This window comes from Parabacteroides johnsonii DSM 18315, assembly GCF_025151045.1.
Lineage (GTDB): Bacteria > Bacteroidota > Bacteroidia > Bacteroidales > Tannerellaceae > Parabacteroides > Parabacteroides johnsonii.
This window is the reverse complement of sequence record NZ_CP102285.1, coordinates 2,873,287-2,890,320: the sequence shown is the minus strand read 5'-3', so window position 1 is coordinate 2,890,320 and position 17,034 is coordinate 2,873,287. Positions and strand designations below refer to the sequence as shown.

Below are 17,034 nucleotides of genomic sequence, written 5' to 3'. Positions count from 1 at the left end.
TATATGTACAGATTCCAGACATTCATATTAGTAAGTCTCTTTTCGATAATCTGTTTGTCGATAGCCGGATGTACGGCTCACTCGAAGAAGGAACGCTATGTCGTAGTCCTGTCTATGGACGGTTTTCGTTCGGATTATCCGTTGTATGCACATACGCCGACGCTCGATTCGTTGGCTCGAGTTGGGGTGAAAGCGGCTTTTCGTCCCAGTTTTCCGAGTGTGACTTTTCCGAACCATTACAGTATGGCGACAGGCTTGCATCCGGATCATCACGGATTGGTGAATAATTTCTTTTATGCTCCCGATCTGGATAGTGTTTATGTGATGGGAAATCCGAATCCAGCCTTTTTCGGAGGAGAGCCGATCTGGAACACGGCGGAAAAGCAGGGGGTCCGAACCGCCTCGTTCTATTGGGTTGGTAGTGAATATCCGATACAGGGACGCCAGCCTTCCATCTGGAAGCCGTTCGATAAGAATGTCCCTTTTTCTGACAGGGCAGATTCGGTGATTGCCTGGTTGCAGCTGCCTGAGGAAGTTCGCCCGCATCTGATCATGTGGTATATGGAAGAACCGGACGGGATCGGGCATAAGGCAACTCCCGATTCGTCGGCAACTCTTTCAACGGTTGAACATTTGGACCGGATATTAGGTGACTTTTTTGCTAAAGCCCGTAGACTGGATATCTTTGACCTGATTGATTTTATCGTCCTGTCCGATCATGGTATGGCGACTTATTATCCGGAGAATTATGTGAACCTGAATGACTATCTGCCTCGTGACAGTTTCGATTATGTTTTCGACGGAGTGCCGACTTTGCTTTATCCGAAACCGACTTATACGGATAGCGCTTATGCGATCCTGAAGTGTGTACCTCATGTAACGGTTTGGAGAAAGAACGAGATTCCGGAAAAGTTCGTGTATGGGAAGAATCCACGTATAGGTGATCTGTTCGTATTGCCGGATATCGGGACGTATCTGCAATTCCGCCCTGAATCACGTCCTATATTTGCGGCTACACATGGATATGATAATTTTGCTCCGGAAATGGAGGCTATCTTCTATGCGGCAGGACCTTCTTTCAAACAGAATGTCGAGCTACCGGTGATGGCGAATGTCAATTTGTATCTGATAATTGCCCGCTTGCTGGATCTGCAGCCGGCTCCTAATGACGGAGATAGCGTGGTTGTTTCAACATTGTTCAGATAGGTATATGAAAATTCGGTAGGAGGGTTGGCTTGATAATCATCGGGAATAGCGCAAGGGCAAAAAGCAAAGACAATCCTTATTTATCACTTAAATATATAGTTGGTGGATATAAAGCGTGGTGGCATGGTCAACCTGAATCGGGGTGAGACAGAAAAAGCCCGCAAGTAAACTGCGAGCTTTTTGTAGTGCGTCCGGGGTTCGAACCCGAGTTTCCGCCGTGAGAGGGCGGCGTCCTAGACCACTAGACGAATGCACCGGATAGTCTTTGTTTGACGTTGCGAAATTAGTAAATATTTTATTCCGGTGTATCATTTGGAGAAATTTTTTTGAAGAAAATGATTATCCCCTGTCATTTTGGTATCGAATTCTTTGTATCTCCACTAAAAGGCGTTAAAAGAGGCATCAAATTCGTTTGTATTTCATTTGCGTTCAAGTTTATTTATTCTACCTTTGCCTTCTGTTATTGAACAATATACTATTGAACAATTACTAATACCAGTATTAAAATAACTAATATTATGGCAGAATTAAAAGAAAAACTTTTCTCAGAATTCGCACCTGTGTCTACTGAAGAGTGGATGGCGAAGATTACGGCTGACCTGAAAGGGGTTCCGTTTGAGAAAAAGCTTGTTTGGAAGACAGGCGAAGGATTTAATGTGAATCCTTTCTATCGTGCAGAAGACATCGAAGGTTTGAAGACGACCGAGTCTCTTCCCGGTGAATTCCCTTATGTTCGCGGAACAAAGAAGGACAACGATTGGAAGGTGCGCCAGAACATCGAAGTCACCTGTTTCAAAGGTGCTAATGAAAAAGCCCTTGACATCCTGAATAAGGGTGTGACGTCTCTTGGCTTCATCATTAAAGGAAGCGACGTAAACGCTGAAAACATTGCAACCTTACTTGACGGTATTTGTCCTGAGTGTGTGGAACTGAATTTCAACACTTGCAACTGCAAGGCTGAAATGCTGATCGGTATTCTTGCCGACTACTTCAAGGGAAAAGGTGCAGACCTGGAAAAATGTAAAGGTTCTGTAAACTACGATCCGTTCAAGAAACCTCTGGTAAAAGGTAAGGAAAATGAAAACTGGGTGGAAGCTGCTGCTGCTGTGCTCAAAGCGGGTGCCGCTCTGCCGGGTTACAAAGTATTGGCTGTAAATGCCTTCTACTTCAACAATGCGGGTGCCTATATCTCTCAGGAGTTAGGATATGCATTGGCTTGGGGTAATGAACTGCTGGCTAAGCTGACCGAGGCCGGCCAGGATGCTACGGAAGTAGCCAAGAAGATTAAATTCAATTTCGGTATCAGTTCCAACTACTTTATGGAAATCGCCAAGTTCCGTGCTGCTCGTTGGTTGTGGGCTGAAATCGTTGCCGCCTACAATCCTGCTTGTCAGTGTGCTTGCAAGATGCATGTTCATGCACAGACTTCGGAATGGAACATGACAGTTTATGATGCTCACGTAAATTTGTTGCGTTCACAGACGGAAGCTATGTCTGCTGCTCTTGCCGGTGTCGATTCGATCACAGTTCGCCCGTTCGACAAGACTTATCAGACTCCGGACGACTTTTCCGAACGCATTGCCCGTAACCAGCAATTGTTGTTGAAGGAAGAATGCCATTTGGATAAGGTTGTCGATCCTTCTGCTGGTTCTTATTATGTAGAGGTTCTGACGAACTCCCTGGCTGATGTAGCCTGGAAATTATTCTTGGAAGTGGAAGATAAGGGCGGTTTTGGTGCGGAAGTTGCTTCCGGCGAAATCCAGAAAGCTGTTAATACATCCAACGAAGCCCGTAAGAAAGCAGTTGCTACCCGTCGTGAAATCCTGTTAGGAACCAACCAGTTCCCGAACTTCAACGAAGTGGCTGCCGAAAAGATACAGAACGAAGCTGCCGGTTGCTGCTGTGGCGGCGGTCACAATTGCGGTGAAGCGACTATCACGGCTCTTGACTTCTCACGCGGTGCTTCGGAATTTGAAGCTTTGCGTCTGGCAACGGAAAAGAGCGGCAAGACTCCGAAAGTATTCATGCTGACGATCGGTAACCTGGCTATGCGCCTGGCTCGTTCTCAGTTCTCAAGCAACTTCTTTGCTTGTGCAGGGTATAAGGTAATTGATAACTTAGGCTTCGATACGGTTGAAGCTGGTGTGGAAGCTGCTGTTGAGGCTGGTGCTGAAATCGTGGTTCTTTGCTCAAGCGATGATGAATATGCAGAATTGGCTCCTGCTGCTTACAAGGCTTTGGCCGGAAGAGCAGAATTTGTTGTAGCCGGTATGCCTGCTTGCATGGAGGATCTGAAAGCAGTAGGCATCGACCAATATGTAAATGTAAAGAGCAACGTGCTTGAAACATTGAAAGCTTTCAACGTAAAATTAGGAATCGCTTAAGTAGAAATAATTATGAGACCAAATTTTAAAAACATAGATATAAAGAATGCCGGTTTTGCAGCTACTAACGCTGCCGAATGGGCTAAAGCCAATGGCATCGAGGCCAATTGGAAAACACCCGAGCACATCGAGGTGAAACCCGTATATACTAAAGAAGATCTGGAAGGAATGGAACACTTGAACTATGCTTCCGGTCTGCCTCCTTATCTGCGTGGTCCGTATAGCGGTATGTACGCTATGCGTCCTTGGACGATCCGCCAGTATGCAGGTTTCTCTACTGCTGAAGAGTCCAACGCATTCTACCGTCGTAACCTGGCTTCCGGCCAAAAAGGTTTGTCTGTCGCTTTCGACCTTCCGACACACCGTGGTTATGATGCCGACAATGAACGTGTGGTAGGTGACGTCGGTAAAGCCGGTGTGTCTATCTGTTCGCTGGAAAACATGAAAGTTCTGTTTGCCGGTATTCCTTTGAACAAGATGTCTGTTTCTATGACCATGAATGGTGGTGTTCTTCCTGTATTGGCATTCTATATCAATGCCGGTTTGGAACAGGGCGCCAAGTTGGAAGAAATGGCCGGTACGATCCAGAACGATATCCTGAAAGAATTCATGGTGCGTAACACCTATATCTACCCGCCTGAATTCTCCATGCGTATCATCGCCGATATTTTCGAATATACTTCTCAGAAGATGCCGAAGTTCAACTCCATCTCCATCTCCGGCTATCATATGCAGGAAGCTGGGGCGACAGCCGATATCGAAATGGCTTATACGCTTTGTGATGGTCTGGAATATCTTCGTGCCGGTGTGAACGCAGGTATCGACATCGATGCTTTCGCTCCGCGTCTGTCATTTTTCTGGGCAATCGGTGTGAACCACTTCATGGAAATCGCCAAGATGCGTGCTGCACGTATGTTGTGGGCGAAGATCGTGAAGAGCTTCGGGGCCAAGAATCCGAAATCTTTGGCTTTGCGTACTCACTGCCAGACTTCTGGTTGGTCACTGACCGAACAGGACCCGTTCAACAACGTTGGCCGTACTTGTATCGAGGCTATGGCTGCTGCTTTGGGCCACACACAGTCTTTGCATACGAATGCATTGGACGAAGCTATCGCATTGCCGACAGACTTCTCTGCACGTATCGCCCGTAATACCCAGATTTATATCCAGGAAGAAACGAAGATCTGTAAGGAAATCGACCCGTGGGCAGGTTCTTATTACGTGGAATCTCTGACAAACGAACTGGTCCATAAAGGTTGGGCCTTGATCCAGGAAATCGAAAGCATGGGTGGTATGGCGAAAGCTATCGAAACCGGTCTGCCTAAGATGCGCATTGAAGAGGCTGCTGCCCGTACCCAGGCTCGTATCGACTCTGGTATCCAGACAATCGTAGGGGTGAACAAATATCGTCTGCCGAAAGAAGATCCGATTGATATCCTTGAAATCGATAATACTGCCGTTCGTAACGAACAGATCGAACTGTTGAAAGAATTGCGTGCCAACCGTGATGAAGAAGCCGTACAGAAAGCATTGGCCGACATTACAGAGTGTGTTCGTACGAAGAAAGGCAACTTGCTGGAATTGGCTGTCAAAGCAGCCGGCTTGCGTGCATCACTGGGAGAAATCTCCGATGCTTGCGAAGTTGTAGTAGGTCGTTATAAAGCAATCATCAGAACTATATCAGGCGTGTATTCATCAGAAACTAAGAAAGATGCAGACTTCCAGAAGGCTTGTGAGCTGACTGCCGAGTTTGCTAAGAAAGAAGGTCGCCAGCCGCGTATCATGATCGCTAAGATGGGTCAGGACGGACACGACCGTGGTGCTAAAGTTGTTGCTACAGGTTATGCTGACTGTGGTTTCGACGTGGATATGGGACCGTTGTTCCAGACTCCGGCCGAAGCTGCCCGCCAGGCTGTGGAAAATGACGTTCACGTAATGGGTGTTTCTTCTTTGGCTGCCGGACACAAGACTTTGGTTCCGCAGGTTATTGAAGAACTGAAGAAGTTAGGACGCGAAGATATCATCGTGATCGCTGGTGGCGTTATCCCTGCACAGGATTATGACTTCTTGTATAAAGCAGGCGTTGCTGCCATCTTCGGTCCGGGTACTTCTGTGGCGAAAGCTGCTGTTCAGATCCTGGAAATACTGTTAGGTGAATAATAAAAACGTAAGTTTTTCCAATAAAAGCCGCGTAGTTTCCGTTTGGAAATTGCGCGGTTATTTTTTCAATATAATACAGATATGACAATGAAACAGAAGTTTGCTTTAGAGAAAACGACGTTTGCCGTCCTCATGGGATTGCTGGCTGTCCTTTTGCTTGTACCGTCTTGTACGACGGATGATAAGGTTCCGGATCTCTCCGACGAGGGTACGAATGATTGGATCTATAAAGTCATGACGGATTACTATTTATGGAACGAGGATGTGCCTGACAAAGGAAACTTGAACTTCTCGTTATCTCCAGACAAGTTTTTCGATTCATTGTTGTCTGATCAGGATGGTGTAAAATACGGAGACGGATGGCTCACTTTTTCCCGGATAGAGAAAAAGGAAGAAGAGACGAAGTCTGTTATGGCAGCCGACTCGTATGGTTTTGAGTTTGCATCATATAAAAACGGTAACCTTTATTATGCCTGGGTTTTATATGTCTTGCCCGGTTCTCCTGCTGCTGAGGCCGGACTGGAACGGGGTGACTGGATTATTGCCGTCGGTAGTGAGACTCCGAACGTGACGAACTTGTCTGCTTTTTATAGCGGAAGTGAAACTACTTTTTTATTGGCAGATGCGGTAAGGAAAGGTAATGAGATCACTTTTAATAAGAAAAAAACTATTTCGGTTGCCGCTTCCCGGGCAGTGGAAGACACACCTTTTCTGAAAGATTCTGTTTATACGGTGGGGGACAAGAAGGTTGGTTATTTGGTTTACAACAGTTTTTCTTCCGGTCCGGACGATGAAAGTACAATCTATGATGACCAGATGAAGCAAGTCTTTGCGGAGTTTAAGGCTGAAAATGTGAGTGAATTTGTATTGGATTTGCGATATAACCAGGGAGGGCTGGTCACTTGTGCGCAGTTGATGACCTCTCTTCTGGCTCCGGCCGATGCTTTGGGCAAGACTTTCTGTATCATGGAGCATAATGAAAAGCAATCAAAGAATGATGAAGCCTTGTTGTTGAAAAAGAATGCTGAAATGGGGAATGCCAACCTGGATTTGAGACGCATTTACGTACTGACGGGAAGTGTGACCGCATCTGCTTCGGAAGCCGTGATCAACTGTCTGATCCCTTATCTTACCCGTAGCAATATCATGGTTATAGGTGAAAAAACGATTGGCAAACGGGTTGGTAGCAACACTTTCGGAACCAGGGAAGAATATGATTGGCTGTTACATCCGATTACATTACGCATTTATAATGCCAATCACGAGGCTGACTATGCAAACGGTTTTGAACCGGATGTAAAGATTGAGGAACTGGTTATAGGAAATGATTTGCTGCCCTTTGGAGATACGAACGAGATGTTGCTAAGTGAGGCGCTTTCGCAGATAAGCGGATTGAAAAGCCTATCGGCGCGTGCGGAAAGTAAAGGCCGTATTTTGCTCACTCCGTCGTCTCTCGAAAGAAAACAAACGAAAGGTCTTATCTTCGAATCCGGCAAATAAGACCTCTTGTGTTGTTTATAATTGAAGATCATCTGCCAGCTTGTCTAACCAGGCTGGCATTTTGTTTAAATAGTTACTTCGCTCGGTAAGGAAGTTCGGGGCGAAGAGATGTATCTGCAAATCTTTGCATTTGTCTTGCAAACTTTTTTCCACTGGATAGTAACTGGCGAGTACGGCTTGCGATATGTCGCCGCCGTATGTTTCCCGCACCGCGTCTATTTTATAAATATCGTTTTGTGTGACATTGCCGGACTTGCATTCGATAAAGACCAGTTTCTGTTGGTTGTTCAATAATACGTCGACCTCGTTTTTCGGATGTGTGTCTTTTTCGTTTGTCTGGAAAATGACGCTACGCCATACTTCAGGCGAGTTCTCCTGCTGCATGCTCCAGTTACGGACCTGGTTGGCAACCAGCGTTTCCCACCAACGTCCTTCAAAATAGAGCTGGATCGCATTGCTTTGATGAAGGCGGAGTAAGACATATTCTCTTAAAGTGATCAGGATGGAACCGTTCCTTTGCTTGAACCGCAGATTGTTGGCAAAGATTTTGGAGGCTGGCAAACGGTTGAGTTGGCGCTTGCAGAATATACTAAAGAACTTTTGGATGCGGGCGTGTTCCTGCGGATACTGTTCGATGAATTGTTTGATACGCATGGAGGCTTTGACATCTCCGTCGCTTAGTCCCTTTGCATCGTGATAAGTAGTGAGGGTATTTCCGCTCAGGCTGAGAATTTCATCATTATTGAGTGTCGTTTGTAGCGGATGGTTCTCAAAGTGGCTGAGATGGACGACTTCGCCGTGTTGTGTCAGATAGAAAGCATCGGCTCCTGATTCTTTGGCAACGGTGAAAGCGGCGAATGCCATGACCTTCGTTCCTTCGGAAAGGTTATAGGTAAACTCCCCCTGATACTTTTGGTGAATCTGGCGGCAAACTTTGATCACGTTGTTCCCATTGTAAGGTTCAGTTTTGTAGCGGTTGCATCGGATGCTCGTAGGCAACAGCGGGTACATGGGGGTTTCGATATGATCGGTGGCATCCGTGTAGAGCAGGTGAATATGATCTGCCCCGAACTCTTTGATGCCGTGATAGACCGAAGTTATGTCTTTTCCAAGTAGTATTATCTGGTGTTTCATTTGTTTTATTTTTGATATACTTACAAAGATACTTTTCTCTTCCGGCAAAAGCTCATATTTTATCCTTATTTTTGTTCCGGTATCAACTAATTACATTATGAAAATGATAAATTGTTTTATTCCGTTCCTCTCTTTACCTCAAGCTGGGCAAACCGTAAGAGCGTTGAGATTGTGTGACCGGATAAAAAATATCTACTTGTTGGCAACGGAAAAGATTCCCGGTGAGGTCGAGGGGTGTAGTATTTTGATGATCGATTCGTTTGCCAGTACCGCCACTTATCGGACGATCGCTTTACATGCAGATACGGCCTATACATTATTATATACTAAATATACGGTTTTCGAACCGGGGCAGTTCGCCTTCGAACGTTTGTTGGCTATTGCCGGCGATACGAATGCCGGAATGCTCTATGCGGATCGTTACCAAGTAGAAGGTGGAAACAGAAAACTGGCTCCTGTCATAGACTATCAGAAAGGAAGTCTACGGGATGATTTTGATTTCGGTTCCCTTTTGTTTTTCCGTTCATCAGTATTGAAACAGGCGGTTCGGGCAATGGATGCCGATTACCGTTTTGCCGGATTGTATGACCTTCGCCTTCGTGTATCGGAACTATCCGAACTGGTTCATGTCAATGAATATTTGTATTCGGAAGTGGAGACGGATACTCGCAAGAGCGGAGAGAAGTTGTTCGACTATGTCGATCCGAAGAACCGGGCGGTACAGATCGAGATGGAATCTGTTTGTACGGCCTATCTGAAACGGATTGGCGGTTACCTTGCTCCGGGCTTTGAACCGATATCCTTCGATATTGATGGTTTTGAGCAGGAGGCTTCCGTTATTATTCCGGTCCGTAATCGTGTCCGTACGATAGAAGATGCCATCCGCTCTGTCTTAATGCAAGAAACGACATTCCGTTTTAACCTCATTATCGTGGATAACCATTCGACGGACGGAACTTCTGAAGCGATAGAGAAATATACTACCGACAAAAGGGTGATACACCTGATCCCGGAGCGTTTCGATCTGGGGATTGGCGGCTGCTGGAATGTGGGGGTGCATCATCCTGCCTGTGGTAAATTTGCTGTCCAGCTCGATAGTGACGATGTATATAGCGGTCCTGATACGTTGCAGAAGATCGTGAATGCTTTTTACGAACAGAACTGTGCGATGGTTGTCGGAACTTATCGGATGACCGATTTCAAGATGAACGAAATTCCGCCCGGCATCATCGACCATCGGGAGTGGACGCCTGATAACGGTCGGAACAATGCCTTGCGCATTAACGGCTTGGGTGCCCCCCGTGCTTTCTATACGCCTGTGCTCCGGCAAATAAATCTTCCGAATACCAGCTATGGGGAAGACTATGCGTTGGGGCTGCGTATCTCCCGCACCTGGCAGATCGGGCGCATCTATGATGTCCTGTACCTCTGCCGCCGTTGGGAAGACAATTCGGATGCAGCGCTTGACGTTGTGAAAATGAACGGACATAATACTTACAAAGACCGTATCCGTACTTGGGAATTGCAGGCGCGGATCGCTTTAAACAGAAAAGATCATGAATGATTTGGAACGAGAAATAGAATCCTTGTTGATAGACCAAAAGCAGGATTGGAAACTGGCAAGGGAAAATTATGCTTCTTTGGCAAATGTACAGACGCGCTATTTCCAGGATGATTATAGGACAACTGTTCTTCAGTTTAATCCGGAACGGATTCGCTCTTCGGCAGCTAAGATCGACAAGGAATCTTTGCTGGCCCGTCCTTGTTTTTTCTGTCATCGACCGGATGAACAAAAGGGAGTGACATATAACGATGCATTTGAAATATTAGTTAATCCATATCCTATTTTCGAAGACCATTTGACGGTTCCTTTACGTTGGCATGAGAGACAACAGATAAAACCTTATTATGAGGATATGTTGGACATCGTTTCGGATTTATCCGATTATGCTTTGTTTTATAATGGTCCTAAATGTGGTGCTTCCGCTCCGGATCATATGCATTTCCAGGCTGGGAAGAAAGAGGAATTTCCGGTTGTGAGAAATTGGCTGAACTTCTCGAAAGGAATCGTTTGGGAAAGTGAACGGACTGGTTTCTATGCTTCTGTCGATCACCTTCCGGTCTGTTTTATTCTGGTGTCGAGAGATAAGGGGGAGGCTGCGGCCGTTTTCGAGTTGTTATACGATAGGATGCCGGTTAAACCGGATGATTACGAGCCGATGATGAATTTGTTGGTTTGGAGGGAGGATGATATTTGGATTACTTGTATCTTCCCCCGGCGGGAATTGCGTCCTTCTTGCTATTATGCTGAAGGAGACGCTAATATCCTGATCAGTCCGGCAACAGTCGAGATGGCTGGTTTGTTTGTTGTCCCTTTGGAAAAGGACTTTAAGAAAGTGACATTTGCAGACTTGGAAAAGGTCTGGAAGGAGGTAAGTATCACTGAGGAAGAGAAGAATGAAATCATCCGGAAAATAAGAGAAGAAGTATGATCTCACGTAAGCCTTTATCTGATCAACCATCTGTACGGTCTCCCTGGTTTTGGGTCCCTTCTCTGTATTTTGCGCAGGGGATACCTTATGTTGCGGTGATGATCGTGTCTGTCCTGATGTATAAGCGTCTGGGAGTTTCGAATACCGATATCGCCCTTTATACGAGTTGGCTGAATCTGCCTTGGGTGATCAAACCTTTTTGGAGTCCTTTTGTGGATTTGCTGAAAACCAAACGCTGGTGGGTGGTCACTATGCAGTTGTTGATCGGGGCTGGACTTGCCGGAGTTGCGTTTACGATCCCGACTACATTCTTTTTTCAAGCTTCATTGGCGGTTTTCTGGTTATTGGCTTTTAGTTCCGCCACGCATGATATTGCGGCGGACGGCTTTTATATGCTGGCCCTCGATTCGCATGAACAGGCCTTCTTTGTCGGTATCCGGAGTACCTTTTACCGGATTGCGATTATTGCCGGGCAGGGTGTCTTGGTGATGTTTGCCGGGTTTTTGGAAAATAATACGGGGAATATTCCGCTTGCCTGGTCTATCACATTCTTTATTTTAGGGGGACTGTTTTTAGGCTTGTTCTTGTATCACCGGTATATACTTTCTCTCCCGGAAGGGGATAAACCTTCAGTGACGGTGACTCCCTCCACAATCGTAAAAGAGTTTTTTGCAACTTTCGTTTCCTTTTTCAAAAAGAAACAAGCTTTTGTCGCGATCCTGTTCATGTTGTTGTACCGTTTTCCGGAAGCCCAGTTGGCAAAATTGGTAACCCCTTTCCTGGTTGATCCCCGCGAAGTGGGAGGTTTGGGGCTTTCTACGGCTGAAATCGGCCTTGTGTATGGGACAATCGGTACTATTGGGTTGACATTGGGCGGAATATTGGGAGGTATCGCCGCTTCGGCGGGAGGATTGAAGAAATGGATTTGGCCTATGGCATTGGCGATTTCCTTGCCTGACGCTGTCTTTATCTATCTGAGTAGTGCGTTGCCTGATAATTTATGGATCGTCAACATTTGTGTATTTGTCGAACAGTTCGGGTATGGCTTCGGTTTTACAGCCTATATGTTGTATTTGATTTATTATTCCGATGGAGAACACAAAACGGCACATTATGCGATCTGTACGGCTTTTATGGCTTTAGGCCTGATGTTACCCGGAATGGCTGCCGGTTGGTTGCAGGAACAGATGGGCTACGAGAATTTTTTCTGGTGGGTGATGGGATGTTGCCTGATAACACTGCTTGTCACAGCCTGCCTGAAGATCGACCCTGAATTTGGAAAGAAGAAGTAAATCATAAATTATAAATCATGATGTTTTTAATAGCGGATGGCGGCTCTACGAAAACGGATTGGAGTATTGTGTCCGGCAATCAGGAAATAGACCGGATCAAGACACGGGGGATTAATCCTTTTTTTCAGACGGAAGAAGATATTTCGGCTGAAATAAGGGATAACCTGGTTCCCAAGATAAAGAAGTATGACTCTATCGAGGCCGTTTACTTTTATGGTGCCGGATGTGCGTTTCCGGAAAAGAATGAGATTTTACGCCGGTCCATTACGCATTATCTGCCGGTCCCGGTGGAGGTAGGTAGCGACTTGCTGGCGGCAGCCCGTGCCCTTTGTGGCAACAGTCCAGGCATAGCCTGTATTTTAGGGACTGGTTCCAATTCCTGCCTGTATGACGGAAAGGATATTATCAAGAACATCTCTCCGTTAGGCTTTATCTTGGGAGATGAGGGGAGTGGTGCCGTACTTGGAAAATTGCTGGTCGGGGATGTGTTGAAAAACCAGTTGCCAGTAGCCTTGCAAAAGGCTTTCTTTGCGGAGTTCGGGTTGACACCGGCTGTCATTATGGAAAAGGTCTATAAGCAGCCTTTCCCGAATCGTTTTCTGGCAAGTTTATCTCCTTTTTTGCTTCGGCATATAGAAGAACCGTCCATACATGATCTGGTGAGTAATAGTTTTCGAGCATTCTTTGCCCGCAATGTCATGCAGTATGGTTGCCTGGACCATCCTGTCCATCTGATAGGTTCCATTGCTTGGTATTATCAGGATCTATTGAAAGAGATAGCTTGTGAGTTCGGGTTTCGGTTAGGTACGATTGCTCAAAGTCCGGTTCAAGGTCTGATCAGATATCACAGTGTTTTATAAATAATAAATTATCTAATTCAGTTTTTATCATGAAAAAATCTTTATTCTTATTGTGTTTGCTTCTGGGAATGTTGGGAAATTGTGCATTGGTGTTAGCACAACCGGCTCAGAAGTTGATCAATGTGGTGGTTTCGCCTGACCGTATTGATTGGAAGTGCAAGGCGAAGGAGGAAGTGAAGTTTACGGTACAGGTTTTCAAGAATGAGAATTTATTGAAAGATGTAGTTGTCGACTATGAACTGGGGCCGGAATATTTTCCGACGGTTGTAAAGAAAGACATTCGTTTGGCAGATGGAAAAACGACACTGAAAGCGAAGATGAATGAACCCGGGTTCCTGCGTTGTAAAGTGACGGCCAAAGTGGACGGCCGGAAGTATGAAGGGATGGCCACGGTGGGCGTGGATGAAACGAAGATTCAGCCGACAACAGCTGATCCGAAAGATTTTGATGCTTTCTGGACCGGTGCGATCGCCGAAGCCCGTAAGCAACCGCTTGATCCCAAGATGACGTTGCTACCGGAAAGATGTACTTCTACACAGAATGTTTACCATGTCAGTTTTCAGAATGAACGTCCCGGTTCCCGTATGTATGGTATTCTGATTGTTCCGAAGAAACCCGGTAAATATCCGGCAATCCTTCAAGTTCCTGGAGCCGGCATACGTCCTTACAACGGATTCAATTTAGGAGAAAATATCATTACATTGGAGATTGGAATACATGGTATTCCTGTAACGATGCCACAAGAAGTATATAACAATCTGGCTGCCGGGGCATTGAACGGATATAATGCAATAAACAAAAATAATCGTGATACACATTACTATAAGCGAGTCTATCTCGGTTGTGTGCGGGCTGTGGACTTCCTCTATTCTTTGCCAGAGTTTGATGGGAATACGGTTGGTGTGACCGGTGGAAGCCAGGGAGGGGCCTTGTCTATTGTCACGGCCGGCCTGGACCCGCGTATTAAGTTCCTTGCCGCTTTCTATCCGGCTTTGTGTGATTATGCCGGTTATCTGCACAAACGTGCAGGAGGCTGGCCGCATTATTACCGGAATGCACAGCCGGTGGCAAACGAAGTGGAAACGCTTGCTTACTTCGATGTCGTGAATTTTGCCCGCCGTGTGAACGCTCCGGGCTGGTATAGCTGGGGATATAATGATGTGACCTGTCCGCCGACTTCCATGTATTCGGCCTACAATGTTATTCCGGGAGCGAAGGATTTGCATCTTTACCTCGAAACCGGTCATTGGACATATCCGGAACAGCAGTCGGAGCGTATTGAATGGCTGAAAGGTAAATGCGGGAAGTAAATGCGTTTTCCGGTTAATTATAAATAGGTATGTCGAAATTAAAGTATTTTTTAGCAGGGTTGTTAATTATGGCAGTGACATCGTGTATGCAAAAGGAGAGTGAATTGTTTTTGTTTGTCGGGTCGTATGCGGATGCTACGGACCCAGGCATACACCTGTATCGGTTCGATGTGGAGAAAGGGATGGCTGGGCCGGTGAAGAGCCTGTCGGGTATCCAGGACCCTTCTTATCTGGCAGTGAGCCAGGATGGCAAGTTTGTTTATTCGGTAAGTGAAACCGCTGTTCCGGATGCAAAAGTATGCGCCTATTCGTTTGACAAACATACCGGGACACTTTCTTTGCTGAACGAGCAGAAGACGGACGGGAGTGCTCCTTGCTATATCTGGGTGGACAGTAAGCGCCGGATGGCTGTCACAGCCAATTACAACGGCGGAAGTATCAGTGTCTTCCCGATCTCGGCCGATGGCACTCTGCAACCGGCTAAAGTATATGCGTATGAAGGAGGAACACCGGGTTCTGAACGCCAGGCGGTTCCACATTTGCATTGCGTGTATGCTTCGCCGGATGAAGCCTACCTTTATGCCAATGACTTGGGGACAGACCGGATTTATAAATATGATATCATCGCTTCCGATAAGGGCTTGGGCTTGCGGGAAGGAACGCCTGCATCTTTCAGTTTGCCGGCAGGAGAAGGTCCGCGTCATGCAGTTTTCCATCCGAACGGCAAATGGGCTTACCTGATCGGCGAGCTTTCCGGCCGCGTCGTTTTCATGCAGTACGACAAAGGCAATCTGACTCCGGTCCAGTCTGTAGAAGCCGACACGTTGCATGCCTCCGGCAGTGCCGATATACACATCACACCGGATGGCCGTTTCCTGTATGCTTCCAACCGTCTGAAAGGTGATGGTATCGCGATTTTCTCTATCGATCCGGCAAACGGGCAACTGACAAAGGTTGGCTATCAGCTGACCGGTGTTCATCCGCGTAATTTTGTCATCACTCCCAACGGCAAGTTTCTGCTTTGCGCCTGTCGGGACAGTAATGTTGTGCAGGTTTACGAAATAGACAAACAAAGCGGCTTGTTGAGAGATACGGAAAAAGATATCCGGGTAAGCAAGCCCGTTTGCCTGAAATTCACTAACAGGTGAATGTGATATTTTTAGTAGCTTTGCACTTGCAAATTGTAATAAGCTATGTCATTCATCAAGATAACAGAACAGGATTCTCTCTATAACGACCTGGAACGGAAGTCCGTCCGGGAGCTGCTCGAAGATATCAATACGGAAGATCAGAAAGTGGCGTTGGCTGTCCGAAGGACCATACCCAAAATAGAAGAATTGGTTTTGCAGATCGTTCCCCGTATGCAGCAAGGCGGACGAATCTTTTATCTGGGAGCCGGAACCAGCGGACGGTTAGGGGTTTTGGATGCTTCCGAAATCCCCCCGACGTTCGGGATGCCTCCCACACTGATTATCGGCTTGATAGCCGGTGGCGATACCGCCCTCCGGAATCCGGTGGAGAATGCCGAAGACGATGAGGAACGAGGCTGGCAGGAATTGTTGGAGTATCAGGTCAATACGAAGGATACCGTGATCGGCATTGCTGCTTCCGGGACGACTCCCTATGTGATCGGTGCCCTTCGCAAAGCGCGTGAACAGGGCATTCTGACCGCCTCCATTTCCAGTAATCCTGATTCACCGATGGCGATGGAGGCTGATGTCTCAATCGAAATGATTGTCGGACCGGAGTTCGTCACCGGCAGTTCCCGTATGAAATCCGGAACGGGACAGAAAATGATCCTGAATATGATTTCCACTTCCGTTATGATCCGATTGGGGAGGGTTAAAGGAAACCGGATGGTCAATATGCAGCTCACCAATCAGAAACTTATCGACCGTGGAACTCGCATGGTCGCTGAAGAATTGAGCCTTCCCTATAACCAATCCCGCCATCTGCTGTTGATGTACGGCTCCGTTCAAGCAGCTGTCGAAGCCTACCGTAAGGAGTAAGAAGAATTCTACCGGTGGAACATTCGTTCCCTCGGCATGGCACACTCGTTTCCTCGGCATGGCACAGCCGTTTCCCTTGCATGGCACAACCGTTTCCTCAGCATGGCACAGTTGTGCCACAGGAGTGTAATATTTGTGGCACTGGCAGCAGGAACCGAAAGGATGCTTGTCGCGTCTGTATTTTTCTGTAAGAAGATGGACAATATATGAGAAATATATGGAAAATATCGCTATATTTGTCCCATGCATTGTTCCTGCTTCGCCATCTGCGGAAAAGGATTAAAAGGGAATCGGGTGTAAATCCCGGACAGTCCCGCTGCTGTAAGCTTCAAAACGGATTGGGCAATTCTTTTATGCCACTGACGCGAGTCGGGAAGGCGCTCATACCGGAAGTAAGTCAGAAGACCTGCAACGCATATTTTTCGACGGCTTCGAGGAAAGGCCGGAAGAGAACAGTGAAGCCGTAGGCTTTTGTCTTTCTTAATTCCCGTTTCCCGTAGTCTGTTTACTTGTTTTTAATTATTTTGCCATAATAATTAGGAAAAGAGGCATGAATCTGTGTGCGGGATGAGCTCCGCCTCCGATTCATGCTTTCCTTTTACGGGGGGAAGCAACACTTAGGCGGTGATATTTGTTTATTATTGGAAAAGTGCGTTTATTTGTAATTCGTATTAACTAATTAAAGAA

The 17,034-nt window shown here is 46.5% G+C and carries 12 protein-coding genes, 1 tRNA gene and 1 riboswitch; of the genes, 11 read left to right on the top strand and 2 right to left on the bottom strand.

The window, feature by feature from the left end:
• The first annotated feature begins 3 nt into the window (after nucleotides 1-3).
• Nucleotides 4-1,206 (top strand): alkaline phosphatase family protein, encoded by a 1,203-nt coding sequence (locus tag NQ564_RS11915; protein ID WP_039848301.1) that lies wholly within the window; start codon nucleotides 4-6, stop codon nucleotides 1,204-1,206.
• Nucleotides 1,207-1,389: 183 nt separating this feature from the next.
• Here the strand turns inward: NQ564_RS11915 and NQ564_RS11910 are convergent.
• Nucleotides 1,390-1,462, bottom strand: a tRNA-Glu gene (locus tag NQ564_RS11910).
• Nucleotides 1,463-1,724: 262 nt separating this feature from the next.
• Between NQ564_RS11910 and mutA the strand changes: the two genes are divergently transcribed.
• From mutA to NQ564_RS11895, 3 genes are all read left to right on the top strand, one after another.
• A complete protein-coding gene (gene mutA / locus NQ564_RS11905) occupies nucleotides 1,725-3,590 on the top strand; it encodes a methylmalonyl-CoA mutase small subunit (RefSeq protein ID WP_008151475.1) in 1,866 nt (621 codons plus the stop codon).
• A gap of 12 nt (nucleotides 3,591-3,602) precedes the next feature.
• The gene (gene scpA / locus NQ564_RS11900; protein ID WP_008151473.1) at nucleotides 3,603-5,750 is read left to right on the top strand and encodes a methylmalonyl-CoA mutase; all 2,148 of its coding nucleotides are present in this window, start codon (nucleotides 3,603-3,605) and stop codon (nucleotides 5,748-5,750) included.
• Nucleotides 5,751-5,837: 87 nt separating this feature from the next.
• Complete coding sequence (locus NQ564_RS11895) at nucleotides 5,838-7,250, top strand: S41 family peptidase (protein ID WP_008157086.1); 1,413 nt, start codon at nucleotides 5,838-5,840, stop codon at nucleotides 7,248-7,250.
• A 15-nt stretch (nucleotides 7,251-7,265) separates the two neighbouring features.
• Here the strand turns inward: NQ564_RS11895 and NQ564_RS11890 are convergent, their stop codons facing one another.
• Nucleotides 7,266-8,384 (bottom strand): Card1-like endonuclease domain-containing protein, encoded by a 1,119-nt coding sequence (locus NQ564_RS11890; RefSeq protein WP_008151470.1) that lies wholly within the window; start codon nucleotides 8,382-8,384, stop codon nucleotides 7,266-7,268.
• A 97-nt stretch (nucleotides 8,385-8,481) separates the two neighbouring features.
• On the opposite strand from NQ564_RS11890, the gene NQ564_RS11885 reads away from it, so the two are divergent.
• From NQ564_RS11885 to murQ, 7 genes are read left to right on the top strand one after another with little or no spacing between them, the layout of a single operon-like run.
• Nucleotides 8,482-9,948 carry a glycosyltransferase family 2 protein gene (locus tag NQ564_RS11885; RefSeq protein ID WP_008151468.1) on the top strand — a complete coding sequence of 489 codons (1,467 nt, stop codon included), beginning with the start codon at nucleotides 8,482-8,484 and terminating at the stop codon, nucleotides 9,946-9,948.
• Complete coding sequence (locus NQ564_RS11880; RefSeq protein WP_008151466.1) at nucleotides 9,941-10,876, top strand: DUF4922 domain-containing protein; 936 nt, start codon at nucleotides 9,941-9,943, stop codon at nucleotides 10,874-10,876. The genes NQ564_RS11885 and NQ564_RS11880 overlap by 8 nt, the downstream gene beginning before the upstream one ends.
• Nucleotides 10,873-12,168: an MFS transporter gene (locus NQ564_RS11875; RefSeq protein WP_008151465.1), complete on the top strand. Its 1,296-nt coding sequence runs from the start codon at nucleotides 10,873-10,875 to the stop codon at nucleotides 12,166-12,168. The genes NQ564_RS11880 and NQ564_RS11875 overlap by 4 nt, the downstream gene beginning before the upstream one ends.
• 20 nt (nucleotides 12,169-12,188) lie before the next feature.
• A complete protein-coding gene (locus NQ564_RS11870; protein ID WP_021862207.1) occupies nucleotides 12,189-13,028 on the top strand; it encodes a hypothetical protein in 840 nt (279 codons plus the stop codon).
• Nucleotides 13,029-13,057: 29 nt separating this feature from the next.
• Nucleotides 13,058-14,338, top strand: a complete 1,281-nt coding sequence (locus tag NQ564_RS11865; RefSeq protein ID WP_008151460.1) for an acetylxylan esterase — start codon at nucleotides 13,058-13,060, stop codon at nucleotides 14,336-14,338.
• Nucleotides 14,339-14,367: 29 nt separating this feature from the next.
• Complete coding sequence (locus NQ564_RS11860) at nucleotides 14,368-15,486, top strand: lactonase family protein (RefSeq protein WP_008151458.1); 1,119 nt, start codon at nucleotides 14,368-14,370, stop codon at nucleotides 15,484-15,486.
• 45 nt (nucleotides 15,487-15,531) lie between these two features.
• Entirely contained in the window at nucleotides 15,532-16,347 is an 816-nt protein-coding gene (gene murQ / locus NQ564_RS11855; RefSeq protein WP_008151457.1) for an N-acetylmuramic acid 6-phosphate etherase, read from the top strand.
• A 231-nt stretch (nucleotides 16,348-16,578) separates the two neighbouring features.
• A riboswitch (cobalamin riboswitch) is annotated at nucleotides 16,579-16,775 on the top strand.
• Nucleotides 16,776-17,034 lie beyond the last annotated feature (259 nt).